15 protein-coding genes and 1 pseudogene are annotated in these 17858 nt (G+C 50.1%); 7 read left to right on the top strand and 9 right to left on the bottom strand.

Annotated elements, in window-relative coordinates; all coding sequences use genetic code 11:
- The first annotated feature begins 65 nt into the window (after positions 1-65).
- The 3 genes from elbB to radC all read left to right on the top strand — a co-directional run bounded on the left by elbB (position 66) and on the right by radC (position 2238).
- Positions 66-725 carry an isoprenoid biosynthesis glyoxalase ElbB gene (gene elbB, locus AB3175_RS01960; protein WP_367359252.1) on the top strand — a complete coding sequence of 220 codons (660 nt, stop codon included), beginning with the start codon at positions 66-68 and terminating at the stop codon, positions 723-725.
- A 117-nt stretch (positions 726-842) separates the two neighbouring features.
- Positions 843-1436, top strand: coding sequence for a superoxide dismutase (locus AB3175_RS01965; protein ID WP_367359253.1), 594 nt, complete (start codon positions 843-845; stop codon positions 1434-1436).
- A gap of 103 nt (positions 1437-1539) precedes the next feature.
- Positions 1540-2238 carry a DNA repair protein RadC gene (gene radC, locus AB3175_RS01970; protein ID WP_367359254.1) on the top strand — a complete coding sequence of 233 codons (699 nt, stop codon included), beginning with the start codon at positions 1540-1542 and terminating at the stop codon, positions 2236-2238.
- 196 nt (positions 2239-2434) lie between these two features.
- Here the strand turns inward: radC and AB3175_RS01975 are convergent, their stop codons facing one another.
- Positions 2435-2740, bottom strand: coding sequence for an HU family DNA-binding protein (locus AB3175_RS01975; RefSeq protein ID WP_367359255.1), 306 nt, complete (start codon positions 2738-2740; stop codon positions 2435-2437).
- Between the two features lie 639 nt (positions 2741-3379).
- On the opposite strand from AB3175_RS01975, the pseudogene AB3175_RS01980 reads away from it, so the two are divergent.
- A pseudogene (locus AB3175_RS01980) lies at positions 3380-3529 on the top strand (sigma factor-like helix-turn-helix DNA-binding protein); the annotation flags it as partial.
- Between the two features lie 209 nt (positions 3530-3738).
- On the opposite strand, the gene sppA reads toward AB3175_RS01980, so the two are convergent.
- The 3 genes from sppA to cmk all read right to left on the bottom strand — a co-directional run bounded on the left by sppA (position 3739) and on the right by cmk (position 7300).
- Entirely contained in the window at positions 3739-4668 is a 930-nt protein-coding gene (gene sppA, locus AB3175_RS01985) for a signal peptide peptidase SppA (RefSeq protein WP_367359256.1), read from the bottom strand.
- A 15-nt stretch (positions 4669-4683) separates the two neighbouring features.
- Positions 4684-6444, bottom strand: a complete 1761-nt coding sequence (locus AB3175_RS01990) for a 30S ribosomal protein S1 (protein ID WP_367359257.1) — start codon at positions 6442-6444, stop codon at positions 4684-4686.
- 190 nt (positions 6445-6634) lie between these two features.
- Positions 6635-7300: a (d)CMP kinase gene (gene cmk / locus AB3175_RS01995; protein ID WP_367359258.1), complete on the bottom strand. Its 666-nt coding sequence runs from the start codon at positions 7298-7300 to the stop codon at positions 6635-6637.
- 264 nt (positions 7301-7564) lie between these two features.
- Here cmk and AB3175_RS02000 point away from each other — a divergent pair, with 264 nt between their 5' ends.
- On the top strand, positions 7565-9016 hold the full coding sequence (locus AB3175_RS02000; protein ID WP_367359259.1) for a M48 family metalloprotease: 1452 nt from the start codon (positions 7565-7567) through the stop codon (positions 9014-9016).
- Here the strand turns inward: AB3175_RS02000 and AB3175_RS02005 are convergent.
- The 3 genes from AB3175_RS02005 to AB3175_RS02015 all read right to left on the bottom strand — a co-directional run bounded on the left by AB3175_RS02005 (position 9013) and on the right by AB3175_RS02015 (position 12708).
- Positions 9013-9711: an anaerobic ribonucleoside-triphosphate reductase activating protein gene (locus tag AB3175_RS02005; RefSeq protein ID WP_367359260.1), complete on the bottom strand. Its 699-nt coding sequence runs from the start codon at positions 9709-9711 to the stop codon at positions 9013-9015. The genes AB3175_RS02000 and AB3175_RS02005 overlap by 4 nt on opposite strands.
- On the bottom strand, positions 9711-11801 hold the full coding sequence (locus AB3175_RS02010; protein WP_367359261.1) for a ribonucleoside triphosphate reductase: 2091 nt from the start codon (positions 11799-11801) through the stop codon (positions 9711-9713). Before AB3175_RS02010 ends, AB3175_RS02005 begins: the two co-directional genes overlap by 1 nt.
- 250 nt (positions 11802-12051) lie before the next feature.
- Entirely contained in the window at positions 12052-12708 is a 657-nt protein-coding gene (locus AB3175_RS02015) for a histidinol phosphate phosphatase domain-containing protein (protein WP_367359262.1), read from the bottom strand.
- 211 nt (positions 12709-12919) lie between these two features.
- Here AB3175_RS02015 and lptF point away from each other — a divergent pair, with 211 nt between their 5' ends.
- Together lptF and lptG are read left to right on the top strand one after the other, a co-directional pair.
- A complete protein-coding gene (lptF, locus tag AB3175_RS02020) occupies positions 12920-14107 on the top strand; it encodes an LPS export ABC transporter permease LptF (RefSeq protein ID WP_367359263.1) in 1188 nt (395 codons plus the stop codon).
- Entirely contained in the window at positions 14104-15183 is a 1080-nt protein-coding gene (lptG, locus tag AB3175_RS02025) for an LPS export ABC transporter permease LptG (protein ID WP_367359264.1), read from the top strand. Before lptF ends, lptG begins: the two co-directional genes overlap by 4 nt.
- 24 nt (positions 15184-15207) lie before the next feature.
- Here lptG and ahcY read toward each other — a convergent pair whose 3' ends face one another.
- Both ahcY and metK read right to left on the bottom strand, forming a co-directional pair.
- Positions 15208-16632, bottom strand: coding sequence for an adenosylhomocysteinase (gene ahcY, locus AB3175_RS02030; protein ID WP_367359265.1), 1425 nt, complete (start codon positions 16630-16632; stop codon positions 15208-15210).
- A 39-nt stretch (positions 16633-16671) separates the two neighbouring features.
- The gene (gene metK / locus AB3175_RS02035) at positions 16672-17850 is read right to left on the bottom strand and encodes a methionine adenosyltransferase (RefSeq protein ID WP_367359266.1); all 1179 of its coding nucleotides are present in this window, start codon (positions 17848-17850) and stop codon (positions 16672-16674) included.
- Between the last annotated feature and the right edge of the window lie 8 nt (positions 17851-17858).

Genomic DNA, 17858 nt, shown 5'->3' on the forward strand with positions numbered 1-17858 from the left:
ATGTTCTCTTGTCAGTGCGTTCCAGAATGCTGCATCTCACGTTACAGCCGGAAAGGAATCGATAGATGTCTAAAATTGGCGTTTTGCTTTCAGGGTGTGGTGTCTACGATGGGTCTGAGATCCATGAAGCGGTTCTTACCATGCTGTTCCTGGACCGGGAAGGGGCGGAAATCGTATGCATGGCACCTGATGTGGATCAGTTCGATGTCATAAATCATTCAACAGGTCTGCCGATGGACGGGAAACGAAACGTTTTGGTCGAATCGGCGAGAATTGCCCGCGGCACCATACAAAATATCCGGAATATCAAAGTGGATGACCTGGATGGCCTTATTCTTCCCGGTGGGTACGGTGCGGCAAAAAATCTAAGCAATTACGCCGTGAAGGGGACCGAGGCCGAAGTTCATCCTGATGTGAAAAGGATCCTGAACGAAATGGCCCAGGCCGGCAAACCGATAGGCGCCATCTGCATTGCGCCTGTGACGCTGACCAGGGCGCTCAACGGAAGAAACCCGGAGGTCACCATCGGTAATGATTCCGATACGGTATCTGCCATCGAAGCCATGGGGGGAAAGCACTCCGCCGCCGCAGTCGATGAGATCTTCGTTGATCTACGCAACAAACTGGTTACAACACCGGCCTACATGCTTGGGCCAGGCATCAAGGATGTCGCAAAGGGCATTGAAAAGCTGGTGATGAAGATTTTGGAACTCGCAGCCTCTTGAATCGCCTTCTTCCCGAAGAGAAACAATGCAGCGAGCCTGCAAGACGTGTCATGAAGCCCTCCACCTCGAAATGGCCCTTGTTTCCAGGATTAACAACACAATGAAAGGAGAAATGATATGACCATATCGCTACCGGATCTTCCCTATTCCAAGGAAGCACTGGCACCAAACCTCAGTGCCGGCACCCTTGATTTTCACCACGGTAAGCATCATAAGGCCTACGTAGACAATGCCAACAAGCTTCTTGCAGACACGGACCTCGTCAACGAAAGCCTTGAAACGATCATCGTGAAAACGGCCGGCGATGCCGCCAAAACAGGTATTTTCAACAACGTGGCGCAAGTCTGGAATCACAGCTTCTACTGGCAGTGCATGATGCCCAATGGTGGAGGACCCGCGACAGGTGCCATTGCCTCAAAAATCCAGTCAACCTGGGGAAGCTTTGAAAAATTTGCAGAGGAATTCAAAAATGCCGGTCTGACCCAGTTCGGAAGCGGCTGGGCCTGGCTTGTCCTGGAAAAGGATCAGCTTAAAATCGTGAAAACCGCTAACGCAGACAATCCTCTCGTCCATGGACAGAAGCCCCTCTTGACTGTTGACGTTTGGGAGCATGCCTACTACCTGGATTATCAGAACCGGCGGGCCGATTATCTGAACACCTTCGTAGACAAGCTGATCAACTGGAATTTCGTCAACTCACTTCTCGGGTAATTCTTAAAGCGAGCCTCTACGCCGGAAAGGTCATCCGTCCGGCGGAGAGGCTTTTTTTAGCGAAACAGCCTTTGAGCAGGAATTTCCCAGCCGCTTAAAAAACATGAAAGCATCACCCACTTCAGCGCCACACTACATCGGACACCGGGAGCGCCTGAAAAAGAAATTCTTTGAATGCGGACTTCAGGCCTTTCACGATTACGAAGCCGTGGAGCTTCTTCTCTCCTATGCAATTCCGAGAAAAGACCTCAAGATTCCAGCCAAAGATCTCCTTGAACGCCTTGGCTCGCTCCGGGGCATTATGGATGCCGACGTGAGTGAGCTTACACAGACCAGTGGCATCAGCCACCATGCTGCCGGCCTGATCAAGCTGGTCAAGGAAATTGGAACTCTTTACCTTCAGGAAAGGGTTAAGGAAAAGCCCCAGATCACCTGTACGGGCGAATTGCTCGATTTCTGCAAAACCGCGCTGGGAGGACTGAAAGATGAAAACTTCTGTGTTCTGTATCTCGACACGCAAAACCGGGCCATTGCTTTCGAAACTCTGCAGAAAGGCATTGTGAACCAGGCCGTCGTCTACCCCCGTCAAGTCCTGGAAAGGGCGCTTTTTCACAAGTCATCGGCCATTATCCTTGTTCATAACCATCCGTCCGGATATGTCAAACCATCGGATGCGGATATCCGCCTGACGAAAACGATTTCCGATACGGCAAAGCTGCTGGATATCCTGGTGCACGACCACCTGATTATCGGCGAGAACCGTTTTTTCAGTTTCCGTGAAGAGGGGATCATGCCGTCTTAATGTTCGTCTGAAATCAGTCTCCCCGAAATATCCGATCGCTTTGCACACGCCGCACTCCATAACGGGGTGTCGTAAAGAGACTGTACGGTCAACGGACGATTGACCTTCCTTTCTGAAAAAAAAACAGGAGGCTTTTTCAGTCTCCTGTTCCATATCAATGAGGCACTCTGGAAATCTTCGGAATCTCGCTGTACGATCAACCCCTGTCGGGGTCCTTGTCCCCTCCTTTGCCGTCAACCCGCTCTTTCAGCTCTTTGCCTACCTTGAAAAACGGCAATCTTTTCGGAGACACTTTAATGTTTTTCCCTGTTTTTGGGTTTCTGCCCGTATAGGCATTGTAGTTTCGCACAACAAAACTGCCAAACCCCCTGATTTCTATTCTCCCCCCATTTTGCAATTCCTCGGTAAAACCCTTAAAAAGCAGATTAATCACCTCAATGGCTTTTTTTTCAGTTAAACCTTCCCTTTTACTTAAAGCCTCTATGAGTTCGGACTTGTTCATAATACCTCCCTTATGTGATCCCTGCCTGAAATCTTATATTGACGCGTATTTCATGTATAAGAAGGATGATTATAAATAAACGTCTAATATGTCTCTTGAATTGGCGGACTATTAATTATTTTAAGATGAAAGTCAAGACAATTTTCCCCAAAGAAGCCACATTTTGAGTTGAGGCCTTGGGGAACATTGCGAAACGTAAGGGGTTGCTGTTTCTGTCGTCTAAAAATCTTGATTTATTGTTAATTCTAGTATAATGACTCAACTTTGTTTGATGGTGAAACGATGGTTTTATTTAGAGGTTGATTTCGTTCGCATTTTTTCCAAAAGACATATCGGCATTGCCGGGTTGTCAACAGAGAGCGGTTGTCTGAATAACGGTTAAAATCTTCATCTTCCGCTGATGCCGTCCAAAGACAGAATTTCTGCAAATTAAGGAACAGGCCCTGTTGACACGTCAGATTCTGATGATTACTATTCTTCTAAAAACAAAAGGAGATGATCTCGTTGATTAACAAATATAAGTGCAAAAAGAAAGGAAGGGTGATCCAAGCCATTTGTGAAGACACGTCTTGCGAATGGTATCTAAAAAACGAGTCCTTTCTGAATTGCACTTGGGTAGCCTGCAATTATGGACCGTTCACCCTGGAGGAAGTCGGGGATATGATGGGAGTCACTCGGGAAAGAATCAGGCAGATTGAAGCAAAGGCATTAAAAAAATTGCAGCATAAAAAGAGAAGGGATCAATTAAAGGATTTCGCCCTTCCAAGCAATGAATGGGATGTCATCTAGATACTCGATGGAAAAGGGGGAATTTACATTCCCCCCTTTTTTTTCAAACATTGATTTAAAATTGTCTCTATGATCCGGGCTCTTTTTGAAGTTGAGAATCATAGCTGTGGCGATGGTATTCCAGCTTCAGTTCCCCCGGATTCAATCGGGCTGGCTGCACAACGGGCAGCGCCTCTCAGGCCTTATCCCGGTGTCTTACAATGAGAAGATCACCGCACCTCGTTTCCGGGTGCCATCATCCTCACTTCATAATCATCCATAAGATAATGGATCCCGTAAGAAAAGCGCTGTTTTGTCGAAAGCACGGCGGACAGGGAGGACGATGTCTGCTGCAACACATAGTCCAGCATGGATTCATACTTTTTGCGCGGGTAGACAACAACGGGTTCCCCCTCAATTCCAACCAGTTTCGCAAGCATGGACACAGCGTACTGCTTGTCACCGAGATAGTCCACCAGCCCCAGCTTCTGAGCCTGCCTGCCTGTAAATATCCGGCCGTCTGCGATATCCTTGAGGGTCTCTGAAGTAATGTTGCGGTGACGGACGACGACATCGAGGAACTGGCTGTAGATGTCATCCACCAGCCCCTGAAGAAGGACCTTTTCCTCTTCGGTCATTTCCCGTATCGGCGATCCGATGTCTTTATACTTCCCGCTTTTGATGACGGAAGCCTTGACGCCTACCTTTTTCATCAATTCTTCCGTATTCGTGAAATACATGACCGCCGAGATGCTTCCCGTCAATGTGCCTGAATTGGCTATGATCTTCTCTCCCGCACAGGCTACCAGGTATCCACCGGATGCGGCCACGGAACTCATGGAAGCGAGAACTCTTTTTCTCTTTCTGAGCTCCATGACTGCGTCGTAGATTTCCTGGGAGGGGGCAACACCACCTCCCGGGGAATTGATCCGGAGAATCACCCCTTTGACGGTATCATCTTTAGCGAATTCGTTAAGATGATCAACCACCTCACCTGAATCCTTGATGATTCCCTCTATGTCGACAATGCCAATCTTATTGGCGCCGGAAAAGGCGGTCCGTTTACCGGTGATGGACGCAATTCCCTGGACCAGGAAATAAAAGGCAAACAGGAGAAGGAACAAGAGAAGGATTCCCCAAATCACCGGATGTCGTTTCATGAGTCTGGACTCAAATTACTTGGTTGGGTCGATCAGTTTTACGTCAGCATCCACCAGGGCCTTGCCGAGATTTGACCCGATGTTCTCCCGATTGTTGAGGTACTGGCTTACAGAGTGACTCCCTTCAGAACTTGCCTCCGTATCCTTGATGCTCAACCTTATTTTTCTCCCTTTTACATCCACGCTTTTTACAACAGCAGAAATCGACTCTCCCACGGAAAAGATTTCTGATGCGGATTTGACCCGTTTGTGACTCAACTCCGATATATGTACCAGCCCCTCAATGCCTTCCTCAACCTCAACAAATACGCCAAATTCCGTTAAATTGGTGATCTTTCCGGATACAATGGACCCCGCCGAATACTTATCGCAGAATTCTTCCCAGGGGTTCTTTTCAATCTGCTTAATGCCCAGGGAAAACTTCTCATTTTCCACGTCAATATTCAGGACGACGGCTTCTATCTCCTGACCCTTCTTATAGATTTCAGAGGGATGTTTGACCCGCTGCTTCCAGGAGATGTCGGATACATGCACGAGGCCATCAATTCCATCCTCCACACCGACGAATATGCCGAAGTTTGTGACATTTCGAATGACCCCCTTGACGATCGTCCCTTCAGGATATTTCTGTTTCAGCGTTTCCCACGGATTGTCCGTCGTCTGTTTCAGTCCCAGGGAGATTCGCTTGTTGTCTTTGTTAACATCGAGAATCATGGCTTTCAAAGTCTGTCCCTGCGTCAATACCTTCGAGGGGTGCTTGATTTCCCGGGTCCAGAACATTTCTGACACATGGATCAATCCCTCTACTCCGGGATCCAGTTCCACAAAGGCGCCATAATCCGTAAGGTTGACCACCTTGCCCTCAACAATTCCCCCTATGGGATACTTATCCGAGATATTTTCCCACGGATTTTCAGTCAATTGCTTCAGACCGAGCGACACCCGCTCTTTTTCACGGTCGAAGGAAAGAACCTTGACGGTAATCGTGTCCCCTTTCGAGAAGCTTTCGGAAGGCTTGGTGATTCTGCCCCAGGAAATATCCGTTACATGAAGAAGTCCGTCAATTCCCCCCAGATCAATGAATAAACCATAATCCGTAATGTTCTTGATGACGCCCTCAACGATGGCCCCTTCATGAATGTTTGCCAGGGTCTCCTTCTTTTCTTCCTCTCTCTCCTGTTCCAGGATCGATCGCCGTGACAGGACGACATTGTTCCTTTTGCGGTCGTATTTAAGGACATCGAACATGAACGTCTGGCCTACAAATTTGTCGAGATCCCTCACCGGACGAATATCTACCTGGGAGCCGGGAAGAAATGCGGTAATGCCGATATCCACGGACAATCCGCCCTTTACCCTCTCGACGACCATTCCCTTGACTGGAAGATGATTTTCACAGGCACTCTTTACGTCGTCCCATACCTTCATTTTCGCGGCTTTATCTCTGGAGAGAACGAGATTCCCTTCCTGATCCCTTCTCTCGACCATCACTTCGATTTCATCTCCAACGTCCACCGTGATGTTGCCTTCTTCATCCTTGAGTTCCCTCGCCAGGATATATCCTTCCGTTTTCCAGCCGACATCTACCATGACCACATCAGAGTTGATCTGAACAATTTTACCTGTTACAAGTTCCCCCAGGTGAACACTTTGAAGGCTTTGCTCATATAATTCCTTGAAGCCCATCATGTCTTCATTGCTTTGATTCTGCTGATTTCCTGCGGCGTCTCCTTTTTCTTCCATCTGATCTGAAATTAAGTTGTCATCGTTAACCATTTAACTATCCCCCTTGTGTTTTATAAAAACCATTAAATAATTTTAAAAAAGTAACACACAAACCTAAAAACATCAAGATTTATTCGCCTAGTCTGAGTGTGTTTGCTTTCTGCGGACAGATGCGATCATCGGGCGAATCGCCTCGCTACGTGAAGGCTTCCTTGAACAAAATGGGCAGGAGCCTCCCGTCTCATCGGGAAGGCGGATCCTTTAGAGCCATCCTCATCGCTGTCACGACCTCATCAACCGTCAAATCCGTGGAATCGAAAACCCTTGCATCTGCCGGCACTCTGAGGGGCGCGACGGCACGCTCCGAGTCCTGCCTGTCCCTGAGGATCATTCCCTTTTTGACGGTTTCCGGATCCGGTATAAGCCCCGCCCCCCGAAGTTCTTTGCAGCGTCTTCTAACCCGCTCAGAAAGACTCGCCGTGAGAAAAAACTTGAAGTCGGCATGGGAAAAAACCACCGAGCCCATGTCCCTGCCCTCGGCAATGATGCTCCCCAAGCTTCCGAAATTGCGCTGAATGGGCAGCAGCACCTCCCTGATGATCGGCAGCGCGGAAATCCTCGATGCCAACAGGCCAATTTCTTCCGTGCGCAGAAGATCGGTTATGTCGATGTCATCCAGAATGACTCTGGGTGTACTGCCCTCCCTCTCGAGCTTCAGGTTCAAGGATTCGGCAAGGCGGCTCAAATACGAAGCATCTTCAACGGCCGATTTATCTTTCTTTATTTTGTACGCAATGGCGCGGTAAAGGGCGCCCGTGTCGAGGTAAGGATAGGAAAGGATTTTCGCCAGGGCTCTGCTGACGGTGCTTTTTCCGGCCCCGGATGGTCCATCGATCGTTATGATCATTTCGTGTACCGATAGTTGCTTTTTTCGTGAGGTCAATTTCTATAGCATATGTTTGTTATTAATGATATACAGGGATAAATATCAGAAGGGGTTGTTTTTTAAGGAAAAGAGGAGAACAACCCATCGGAACGTTTCAAGCTGCAAGATGAAGGAACATGAAAAGAGGCTGTGCAGGCGCTGATGATGTTCCGAAGGAATCACGAAGGAAGAACTGTTTAAAATTATAAGGAACCGACTATAGATCTTGTCACAGCTTTTTTATAAATGAATCTTTCCATTTTTTGTATCAAAAAATTTTTTATCGCAGCGTTCGCCGTTGTTTTTCTCTTCACTTCGTGCCCGGCGGCCAACGCGTCTTTTACCCTGGAAGATGAAAAAAAGCTGGGAAAAGAGTTTTACGAGAAACTGTCAAAGGGAAGGGTTCTGATTCGAGACCCGAAGATTCAGAACTACGTAGATCAAATCGGTCGTCTTGTCCTGGCTTCGTCACCGAAAGCCCCCTTCGAATTCAAGTTTTCCGTCATCAACAGCTCCGCCATCAATGCCTTTGCCACCCCGGGCGGGTATGTCTATGTCAACAAGGGTCTCATCAATCTCTGTGAAAATGAAAGCGAGTTGGCCGGTGTACTTGCCCACGAGGTCGCCCACATCAATGCCCGCCACATCGCCTCCATCATTGAAAAATCCACGAAGATGAATATCGCGGCCCTGGCGGCAATCTTGGCCGGGGCCTTTCTCGGAGGAGGCGGAGAGGCAGCCGCGGCACTTACAAGTTTTTCCATGGCCGCGGTTTCCAGCATGAACCTCAAGTACAGCCGCGATCATGAAGAAGAGGCGGACCGCCTTGGTATGGCCTACCTGGTGGCTTCCGGTTATAATGGGAAATCAATGCTCGATTTTCTCAAAATCATGAGAAAATACGAATTTTACTCGAAAAGCATCCCTTCCTATTTTCTGACCCATCCAGGAACTGACGAAAGAATCCGCTATCTCGATGGTCTTCTCCAGGTCCGATATCGGACGGAAGGACGGGAAAGCATTGTCGGGGGATTGACGAGGATTCAGATTTATCTTGCCTTCATCGGGAGAAATCCCGAACTCAAGCTGACCAAATTTCAAAGTGCGGTTCAGGCGAATCCCGTCGATGTTGACGCTCTTTACGGCTTGGCTTTGACGCAGGAAAGACTCGGATCGACTGAGGATTCCATAAAGACCTTTCAAGAAGCCCTGAATCTTTCTCCCAACGATGAGGACATCGTCCGGGATCTGGGCATCGCATGTTTCAGAGCCGGCCGGACGCGGGATGCCATTTATTATCTGTCTCGGGCTTTGTCCATTAATCCTGAAAATTCAAAAACCATTATTTTCCTGGGCCGCGCCTACGAAGCTGAGGGACGTTTCCAGGAGGCATTGAACACCTTGAAACGAATCGAAAACAAGCCGTCGATTGAAGCGGATGCCCACTATCATCTTGCCACGGCCTATGGAGGAACGAAGGACCAGGGTGCCTCACATTACCATTTCGGGATGTATTTCAAGAAAAACCGGAAAAAGGAAATGGCCTTGTACCATTTCAAGGCGGCCTTGAAGTTTTATGGACCGGGGGAACGAAAAAGGGTGGAGATTGAAGAGGAAATTGAGGCTATCGAAAAAGGAAAATCTTCAAAACCAAGCTCCACGGAAGATTCCGAGGAAGCAATGGGCTATTCTTCCTAGGTTGAAGGCCGTATGATAACGGAATCAATCTTTTTCCCAAGCTGCCCCCTGACCCTTGCAAGAGTTTCAAGAGAAAGAGACTTCTCTTCAAGATACTGAGGACGGAGCGCTTTTGACGGAACGAATGGCTGCAGTGCATAGCGCCTTGATTGAGCTATCAGATCTCCGACGTTGAGCAGATCCTCTTCCGTCAGGAGCGAGTCCACGACAGTCGTTCGAAACTCATAGTTTACATTCGAGGACAGGATCAATCGCACGGATTCGGCAATCTGTTCTGAAACACCCGCCATTCCGGTAATTTTCCCGTACTTTTCAAGGGGTCCCTTGATGTCCATGGCGATGTAATCCACAAGATGTTCAGCAATCAACCTTGCAAGAACCCCCGGCATCGAACCGTTGGTGTCGATCTTGATCTGATATCCCATCGCTTTCAGGCACTTCAGAAAGCTCGCAAGATCCTGCTGAATCGTCGGCTCGCCTCCTGTCACGGTCACCGCATCGAGCTTACCGATCCGGCTGCGGTGAAAGGAGAGAATCGAATCTTCGCAAAGGCAGGCGGAAAAAAGCTCCGGATCGACCAATTCCGGGTTATGGCAGTAGGGGCAGCGGAAATTGCAGCCCTGGCAGAAAATGACGGAAGAGATTTCGCCGGGATAATCAATGAGGGATACCTTCTGAAGGCCTCCGATCTTCATTAGACGGCATACTCCCTTCTCAGGGAAAATTCCTGCTGCTTCCCCTTGTTCCACTGCTTTACCGGCCTGAGATAACCGACGACCCTTGAATAAATTTCGCAGGGCTCCTGACATTCCGGACAGGCAGCCTGCTCTCCGCGCAGATACCCGTGGGATGGGCACACACTGAAAGTCGGCGTAAAGGTCAGATAAGGGATGTGGTACTGGGAGCAGATTCTTTGAATCAGTTTTTTTATGATATCCGGATCTTCGATTCTTTCCCCGGCAAAGATATGGAAAACGGTTCCGCCTGTGTACTTTGTCTGAATTTCATCCTGAAGATCGAGGGCCTCAAAGAGATCGTCCGTGTAGTTAACGGGCAACTGGGTTGAATTGGTATAGAAAGGCTCACCCTTTTCTGCCCCGTCCTGCTCAGATGCAGCCACGAGGATGTCCGGGTATTTTTTCCGGTCCATCTGGGCCAGGCGGTATGAGGTCCCTTCAGCCGGCGTCGATTCAAGATTGTAGTTGTTTCCCGTCTCGTTCTGAAACTCCACAAGCCGGTCCCTCATGAAATCCAGGACCCTCTTCGCAAATTCCTGCCCCTCGCGTGTCCCTATGCTTCTGCCGAATAGATTCAGGCAGGCTTCATTCATCCCTACAAGACCGATGGTGGAGAAGTGGTTTTTCCAATATTCACCGAATCGCTCCTTTACGCCTCTCAGATAGTATTTCGTATAGGGATAGAGATTTCGGTCCGTGAAATTTTCCAGGACCTTTCTTTTGGTCTCCAGACTTTCACGGGCCAGAGCCATCAGACGGTCCAGCCGATCCAGAAAATGATGCTCCGAATTGGAGAGGTAGCCGATGCGGGGCATATTCATGGTGATAACCCCGATAGAACCGGTCAGCGGATTGGAGCCGAAAAGCCCCCCTCCCCGAACCTGCAGCTGACGGTTGTCGATTCTTAACCGGCAGCACATGCTCCTGGCGTCTTCGGGATTCATCTCGGAATTGATGAAGTTGGAGAAATAGGGAACGCCGTATTTTGCCGTCATTTCCCAGAGGTCTTTTAAATTCGGATCATCCCAGTTGAAATCCCGGGTGATGTTGTATGTTGGAATCGGAAAGGTGAAGACCCTCCCTTTCGCATCACCCTCAGCCATCACCTGCAGAAAAGCCGAGTTGAACAGGTTCATTTCTTCCTGGAATTCGGAATAGGTTTCCCTGCGGGGCTCTCCGCCGATGATTACATTCTGGCCGGCGTAGTAGCGTGGAACCGTCACATCGAGGGTCACGTTTGTAAAGGGCGTCTGAAAACCGACTCGTGTCGGCACATTGATGTTGAAGATAAATTCCTGCAGCGCCTGCTTCACTTCGTCGAAAGTCAGGCCGTCATAGCGGATGAAAGGGGCCAAGAGGGTGTCGAAGTTTGAAAAGGCCTGCGCTCCTGCGGCTTCACCCTGGAGTGTATAGAAAAAGTTAACCACCTGCCCCAGGGCGCTGCGAAGATGCCTGGCCGGCCTGCTTTCAACCTTGCCGGATACCCCCTTGAAACCATTCATCAGGAGATCGAGAAGATCCCAGCCGACACAATACACAGATAACAGGCTCAGATCATGGATGTGGAAATCTCCATCGCTGTGCGCCTTTCGGACCTCCGGCGAATAGACTTCGTTGAGCCAGTATATTTTGCTGACTTCCGAGGATATGTAGTTGTTCAATCCCTGCAGGGAATAATCCATATTGCTGTTTTCGTTGATCTTCCAGTCTTTTTTCTTCAGATAGGAATCGACCAGCTCAACTTCCATACGGTTCGTAATTTCCCTCAGCCGGGCATGCTGATCCCGATAGATGATATAGGCTTTTGCCGTTCGCCGATAGGAAGTCGACAGAAGAACTTCCTCAACAATGTCCTGAATTTCCTCGACAGACGGTGTAGAACCTCCAAAAAGCTTTTCCGCCAGGCTCAACGCCCTGATGGTTAACTTTCGAGCCGTTTTGCCGTCGAATTCTCCCGTCGCGAGGCCCGCCTTTGCAATGGCGGAGGTGATCTTTTCTGCGTCAAATTTAACCAGCCTTCCATCCCTTTTGATGATCTCCGAATACATCAGAACGCTCCTTTTGCAATCAGCAGTTGACCTGATATAATGTTTTTATGCGGTCTACCAACAAGATGTTGGGCATTATGGTGGAACACCATACCATATATTGATTCATAATCAAGAGATAAATTTTATAAAAGTTGACAGCAGGCATGGTGACATGGAACGATCCAACGACCTTGAACATTCGCAGGCTATCCTTCGGATGGCATGGTGTTGTTCTGAAGAATTTCGAGGTAGGCTTTTTGGCTGCTTCCTATCTGTACTCCAGCGCTTTTTTCACAAGAATTTCTGAATTTTTAAAAAGGGCGGGAATGTCTTCTTCGTGCATCCCCGCCCCCCTGGCAATTTTCACGGCCATGGCCCGCGTGGTGAGATTGCTCGATTCATGACTGTCCGTATTGAGCACCAGAGGAAAATGATACTGAACGGCCATCTTCACAATATGGCCGTTCGAAAGAGAGTGCCCCTTTCGTGTCGTGAGCTCCATGCAGATGTTGTTTTTTGCCGCCAGAAGAGCCTCCTCTTCTCCAATCAGCCCGGGGTGGGCAAGGATATCGATGGGCGCCGACAGCGCGGCCAGGTTCGTTCCCTCCATGACCGGCTCCACAAGAGTCTCACCGTGGACGACAATGATTTTTGCCCCCAGTCCTCTGGCTTCCACGGCCAGCTCTCTGATGTACATGGGCGGGACGTGGGTCAGTTCTATTCCGGGCAGAACGGGAATGCCATGGGCTATTGAAAGTTTTTTGCAGACGGCTACAATACCGGGTAGGATCGAAGGAATATTCGAATGATCCCCATGATCGGTCAAGGCTATGGCGCGATATCCGACAACGATCGCGCGCCTGACGAGTTCGGACGGAAGAAGTTGGCCGTCGCTGAAAAACGTATGGGTATGCAGATCAATCACAGGATTCTCCTTATTTCCAGAAATTCAGAAGTATGACCCTGAAGAGCGGCTCTTTCCACCAAGGTTATTTCTTAGTAGCACCCTCCGCTTTCCCGGTCAATCATGATCTGCCCTCATTTGAAATTGACAAATCGTCAATCTTCTTTTAACTGGAGGAGTTTATTCTTCCGGTACAGGAAAGGGGTCTGTTTCATTGAAGGAACGGTTTAAAGTGAAAATCATCGATCGCTACCTGATTAAAGAGATCCTGCAACCCTTCGGCATCGTGCTGTTTGTAATGACATTTGTTCTGCTGATGGGAAAGATTCTCCAATTGATGGATCTGATGATCAACAAAGGGGTCGGCCTCATCGCCATCGTGCAGCTGATCCTTTTCCTGCTGCCCTCGTTCTTCGTCTTTACGATTCCCATAGCACTGCTTATTTCCATTCTCATCGCCCTGGGAAGAATTTCCAGCGACAGCGAATTCACCGTCTTGAAGGCCTCCGGAGTCAGCCTGTACAGGCTGACTCCGCCGATACTTCTGATCGCTTTTGCGGCCCTGCTGCTTACGGCCTTTTCTACTTTTTTTCTCGCACCCTACAGCAATATGGCGACGAAGACCCTTCTGTACAGCGTTGCGAGGAGCAAGGCAGGCATCGGTATCAAGGAGAAAGTGTTTATCGCGGACTTTAAAGGCATTCTTTTGTACGCGGACACGATTTCCGACAGGGACTTTTCCATGGAGGGGGTCCTTGTTTCAGATCAGCGAACCGACGAGGAGCCGGCGACCATTATTGCCAAACAGGCGTTTCTGATCTCTGATCCGAAATCCATGGACGTCACCTTGAGGCTTGAAAACGGAAGCACCTATTCTGTTTCCAAGGATAAAAAAAATTTCCGTAAGATGGACTTCCAGTATTACGACATCAATCTCGATGTTCCCTCTGCGTTGAGCGAAGCCCGGAAGGAGCGTTCAAAGTCAACCAAAGAAATGACTCCCCGGGAATTGATTCTCAACATCAAGAACAGCCGGCAGGCGGATAAAAATTATCGGGAATATGTGCTCGAACTGAACAAAAAATTCACCATCCCTTTTTCATGCCTGATGTTCGGCATTCTCGCCATCCCTCTCGGCATCAAAAGCCGGCACCGTTCCGTGAAGGCAAGGGGGTTTACCCTCGGGCTGATGACGGTCTTGCTCTACTATCTTCTGCAGCTGGGCTGCGATGCGCTGGTCACTACGGGGAAATTGCCCCCGCTGCTCGGCTCATGGATGCCGACACTCCTTTTCTGCATGACGGGTCTTTCTCTTTACTTGACCGCGGCGGCAGAACGGCAGATTAAATGGATGTCCCCATCCGCCCTTCATAAATTTTTGAATCGCAACAAGGTCCGGAGGAGTCAGAAACATTCATGATCACCCTCGATCGCTATATAACAAGAGAATTTCTCAGATTTTTTCTCCTGGTCATGGTCTCTTTTCTCTCGCTTTTTCTCATCGTCGAGTTTTTTGACCAGCTCAGGATCCTCGCCAGAAAAAGCGCCTCCTTTGATCAGGTGGCCGCTTATTTCTTCTTCCGCATTCCCATGATGCTTTCGTTAACCATTCCTGCGGCCGTTCTTCTATCGGCCTTGCTGACCTTCGGATCCCTGTCGAGAAACAGTGAAATTGTGGCCATGAAGGCCAACGGCATCAGCATCTACCGTTCGTCCGTTCCAATCATGATCCTTTCTTTCCTGATCACGCTTTTCTCTTTTCTGTTCAGTGAATTGATCACTCCCTATGCAAACGCGAAAGCTGAATACATCATGAGGGTAGACATCCAGAAGAAGGAACTCCACGGGGCTTTCAAAAAGGAACAGATCTGGTATCGAGGCGCCAGGGGGATTTACAGCTTCAAGCTTTTTGATCCGAAAAACAACATCCTCCAGGGAATCACCCTCAATTACCTCGATCGCGGGATGAATCTCGTCATGCGCGTCGATGCGGATCGGGCCGTGTGGAACAGGGATCACTGGATCTTTTACAACCTTCTGATCGTTCGCTTTGACGAGGCGGGATTTCCCCTGATGGAGCGCTTTGATGAAAAAATCCTGGACCTGCCCGAAAAGCCGTCGGATTTTCAGGTAGTCCAGAAAGATTCCGAGCAGATGGGATATTTTGAATTAAGAAAGTATGTACGGAAAATTCGTTCCGAAGGCTATGACGCGACGAGATACCTGGCCGATCTGCACGGAAAGATCGCCTTTCCCTTTGTGTGCGTCATCCTGGCCATTCTCGGAATCTCCTTCTCCGTGAAAACAGAACGGAGCGGAGGGCTTGCGGGAAGCATCTTCGTCGGCGTCACCATTGGATTTTCTTACTGGATTCTTTACGCCTTCGCCATGTCTCTGGGAAGATCGGGAAACCTCCCTCCCCTTCTCGCGGCCTGGCTGGCAAACCTCCTCTTCGGAGCGGCTGCGCTGTATCGTTTCAAACACGTCAGGACATAATGGAAGGCTTTTTCGGCATCGATCTCAATACCGATAGTGCTCCGCCTTATAGGGGCCTTCAACGGGAACCCCCAGATAGTTCGCCTGCTTTGGGGACAGCGTTGTCAGGTGGACTCCCAAGCGTCCCAGGTGCAGACGGGCGACTTCCTCGTCCAGCTTCTTGGGCAGGGTATAGACTCCAGGCTTGTATTTTTTCGAAGCGAGTTCGATCTGTGCCAGGCACTGATTGGTAAAACTGTTGCTCATGACAAAGCTGGGGTGGCCCGTCGCGCAGCCCAGATTCACCAGGCGCCCTTCCGCCAGAACAATGATGGAGCGCCCTGAGGACAGGGTCCATTTGTCTACCTGTGGTTTTATGGTTTCCTTCTTACACTCCCGGTTTTCTTCCAGGTAATGCATGGCGATTTCACTGTCGAAATGGCCGATGTTGCATATGATCGCCTCATTTTTCATGCGCTCCATATGCTCCCCGGTAATGACGTCGCAGCACCCGGTGGCCGTCACGAAAATATCCCCTTGGCCGACGACGTCGTCGAGCCTCTTGACCTCATATCCTTCCATCGCCGCCTGAAGGGCGCAGATGGGGTCAATTTCGGTTACAAGGACCCTCGCACCGAATCCGCGCATCGACTGGGCGCAGCCCTTGCCGACGTCTCCATAGCCGCAGACGACAACCACCTTTCCAGCGACCATGATGTCCGTTGCCCGCTTGATCCCGTCGGCCAGCGATTCCCGGCACCCATAGAGATTGTCAAACTTCGACTTTGTGACGGAATCATTGACATTAATGGCCGGGAAGAGAAGCTCTCCCTCCCTGGCCATTGAATAAAGGCGGTGAACACCCGTTGTCGTTTCTTCCGATACGCCCAGAATGCCCGCAGCCACGCGTGTCCAGCGATTCCTGTCCCTGGAGAGAGATCTCTTCATCCGCTCCATGATAATCTGCATCTCTTTGTTGTCCTGCTTTTTCTCCAGGAGGCCGGGATCTTTTTCGACGCGGGCCCCCTGATGGACAAACAGGGTTGCATCACCCCCATCGTCGACAAGGAGATCGGGGCCGCCGCCGTCGGGCCATGTCAGTGCCTGCTCCGTACACCACCAGTACTCTTCCAGGCTTTCGCCCTTCCAGGCAAAGACCGCCGCCGTGCCTGCTTCTGCAATCGCCGCGGCGGCATGGTCCTGCGTGGAAAAAATATTGCACGAAGCCCAGCGGATGTCCGCACCCAGAATGTTCAGCGTCTCGATCAGCATGGCCGTCTGAATGGTCATGTGCAGGCTGCCCATCACCTTCAGGCCCGCCAGGGGTTTCTGCCGGCCGTACTTTTCCCGCACGGCCATCAGCCCAGGCATTTCGTTTTCCGCCAGAGCCATCTCCTTTCTTCCCCATTCTGAAAGGGACAGATCCGCCACCCGGTACGGCAATGAAGCGTCAATCTCCAGGAAACTCATCTCTTCCTCCTGTTCCGCGGACAATGTCATTGTTCCTGTTTATATGTTGGCGGCCCCTTTTAACGGCTCCACCATATCCGTCGTTTCCCAGAGATAATCGTCCAGGAAGAGCGACTTGGGCAGTTTTCTGTAGATCTCTCCGTCGAGAAGGTTGAACCGTTCGATCATTCCCCGCGGCGAAAGATCGAAGTATTCCCGGATGAGGGTTCCGATTTTCTGATCTGAAACGATTCCCGTCCCGAAGGTGTGCACATAGATGGAGATCGGTCGGGCAATGCCGATTGCATAGGACAGCTGGATGGCGCATTTCCGCGCCAGCCCGGCGGCAACGATATTCTTGGCCACATAGCGCGCGCCAAGCGCTGCGGAACAGTCCACCTTTTCCGGAGTTTTGTTTACAACGGAGCCGCCTCCGATCTGAGCACCTGGGTAGCCTCCATAAAGCTGGACCACCAGTTTTCTGCCGGTCACGCCGGAGTCTGCGGAGCTGCAGGAATTGACGGCCTGCCATTCACCCGTCGGGTTGAACAGGAAATCTGTCTGTTCATCCACCCAGTCCTTCAAACAGTTCATGGCGATCTGCTTGGCAAGAGGCTCAATGCTGTTCCGGAAACCTGCCGGCACATGCCGGTAGTCAATGGCGTTGGACATCAATACGGTTGCCACCCGTAGCGGCTTTCCTTCACTGTCATATTCCACGGTCACCTGGCCCTTTCCATCGGGGGCAAAGACGGGATTGTCCGCTTCCTCGAAGGCCCTCATCATCTTGGTAGCCAGCACATAGGGCAGGGGAAGCAGTTCAGGAGTTTCGTCACAGGCGAATCCGAAGATAATCCCCTGGTCTCCTGCCCCGATTTCCTTGTACTTTCCCAGGTCAGCCCGCGTGCCGATGTTGATGTCCGGCGACTGAGGAATAATCGTATTCAGGATGCCCATGGAGTTCCCGTTGAGGCCCAGCTCATAGTCGCAATACCCGAGCCTCAAAACGGTGTCACGGACACATCGTTCGATGTCCACATAAATGCGGGTTGCCACTTCACCGCCCACGATGCAAAGCCCCTTTCCCAGGAAGACTTCGATTCCGCAATGGGGCATGTTGTCCACCGTTAAGCCTCGTTCTTTTTCTCTGTCAAGAATGGCTGCAATGATATTTGCGGCAACGGAATCCGCAACAATGTCCGGATGCCCCACCTTGACGCTTTCAGAAGTAATACGCATCTATTGTT

The sequence above is a fragment of the Syntrophus sp. (in: bacteria) genome, from assembly GCF_040768185.1.
Taxonomy (GTDB): Bacteria; Desulfobacterota; Syntrophia; order Syntrophales; family Syntrophaceae; genus Syntrophus; species Syntrophus buswellii.

Excerpts from the sequence above, each read along its gene's own strand:
- elbB (WP_367359252.1), top strand. The coding sequence starts at position 66 with ATGTCTAAAATTGGCGTTTTGCTTTCAGGGTGTGGTGTCTACGATGGG.
- AB3175_RS01965 (WP_367359253.1), top strand. The coding sequence starts at position 843 with ATGACCATATCGCTACCGGATCTTCCCTATTCCAAGGAAGCACTGGCA.
- radC (WP_367359254.1), top strand. The coding sequence starts at position 1,540 with ATGAAAGCATCACCCACTTCAGCGCCACACTACATCGGACACCGGGAG.
- AB3175_RS01975 (WP_367359255.1), bottom strand. The coding sequence starts at position 2,740 with ATGAACAAGTCCGAACTCATAGAGGCTTTAAGTAAAAGGGAAGGTTTA.
- sppA (WP_367359256.1), bottom strand. The coding sequence starts at position 4,668 with ATGAAACGACATCCGGTGATTTGGGGAATCCTTCTCTTGTTCCTTCTC.
- AB3175_RS01990 (WP_367359257.1), bottom strand. The coding sequence starts at position 6,444 with ATGGTTAACGATGACAACTTAATTTCAGATCAGATGGAAGAAAAAGGA.
- cmk (WP_367359258.1), bottom strand. The coding sequence starts at position 7,300 with ATGATCATAACGATCGATGGACCATCCGGGGCCGGAAAAAGCACCGTC.
- AB3175_RS02000 (WP_367359259.1), top strand. The coding sequence starts at position 7,565 with ATGAATCTTTCCATTTTTTGTATCAAAAAATTTTTTATCGCAGCGTTC.
- AB3175_RS02005 (WP_367359260.1), bottom strand. The coding sequence starts at position 9,711 with ATGAAGATCGGAGGCCTTCAGAAGGTATCCCTCATTGATTATCCCGGC.
- AB3175_RS02010 (WP_367359261.1), bottom strand. The coding sequence starts at position 11,801 with ATGTATTCGGAGATCATCAAAAGGGATGGAAGGCTGGTTAAATTTGAC.
- lptG (WP_367359264.1), top strand. The coding sequence starts at position 14,104 with ATGATCACCCTCGATCGCTATATAACAAGAGAATTTCTCAGATTTTTT.
- ahcY (WP_367359265.1), bottom strand. The coding sequence starts at position 16,632 with ATGAGTTTCCTGGAGATTGACGCTTCATTGCCGTACCGGGTGGCGGAT.
- metK (WP_367359266.1), bottom strand. The coding sequence starts at position 17,850 with ATGCGTATTACTTCTGAAAGCGTCAAGGTGGGGCATCCGGACATTGTT.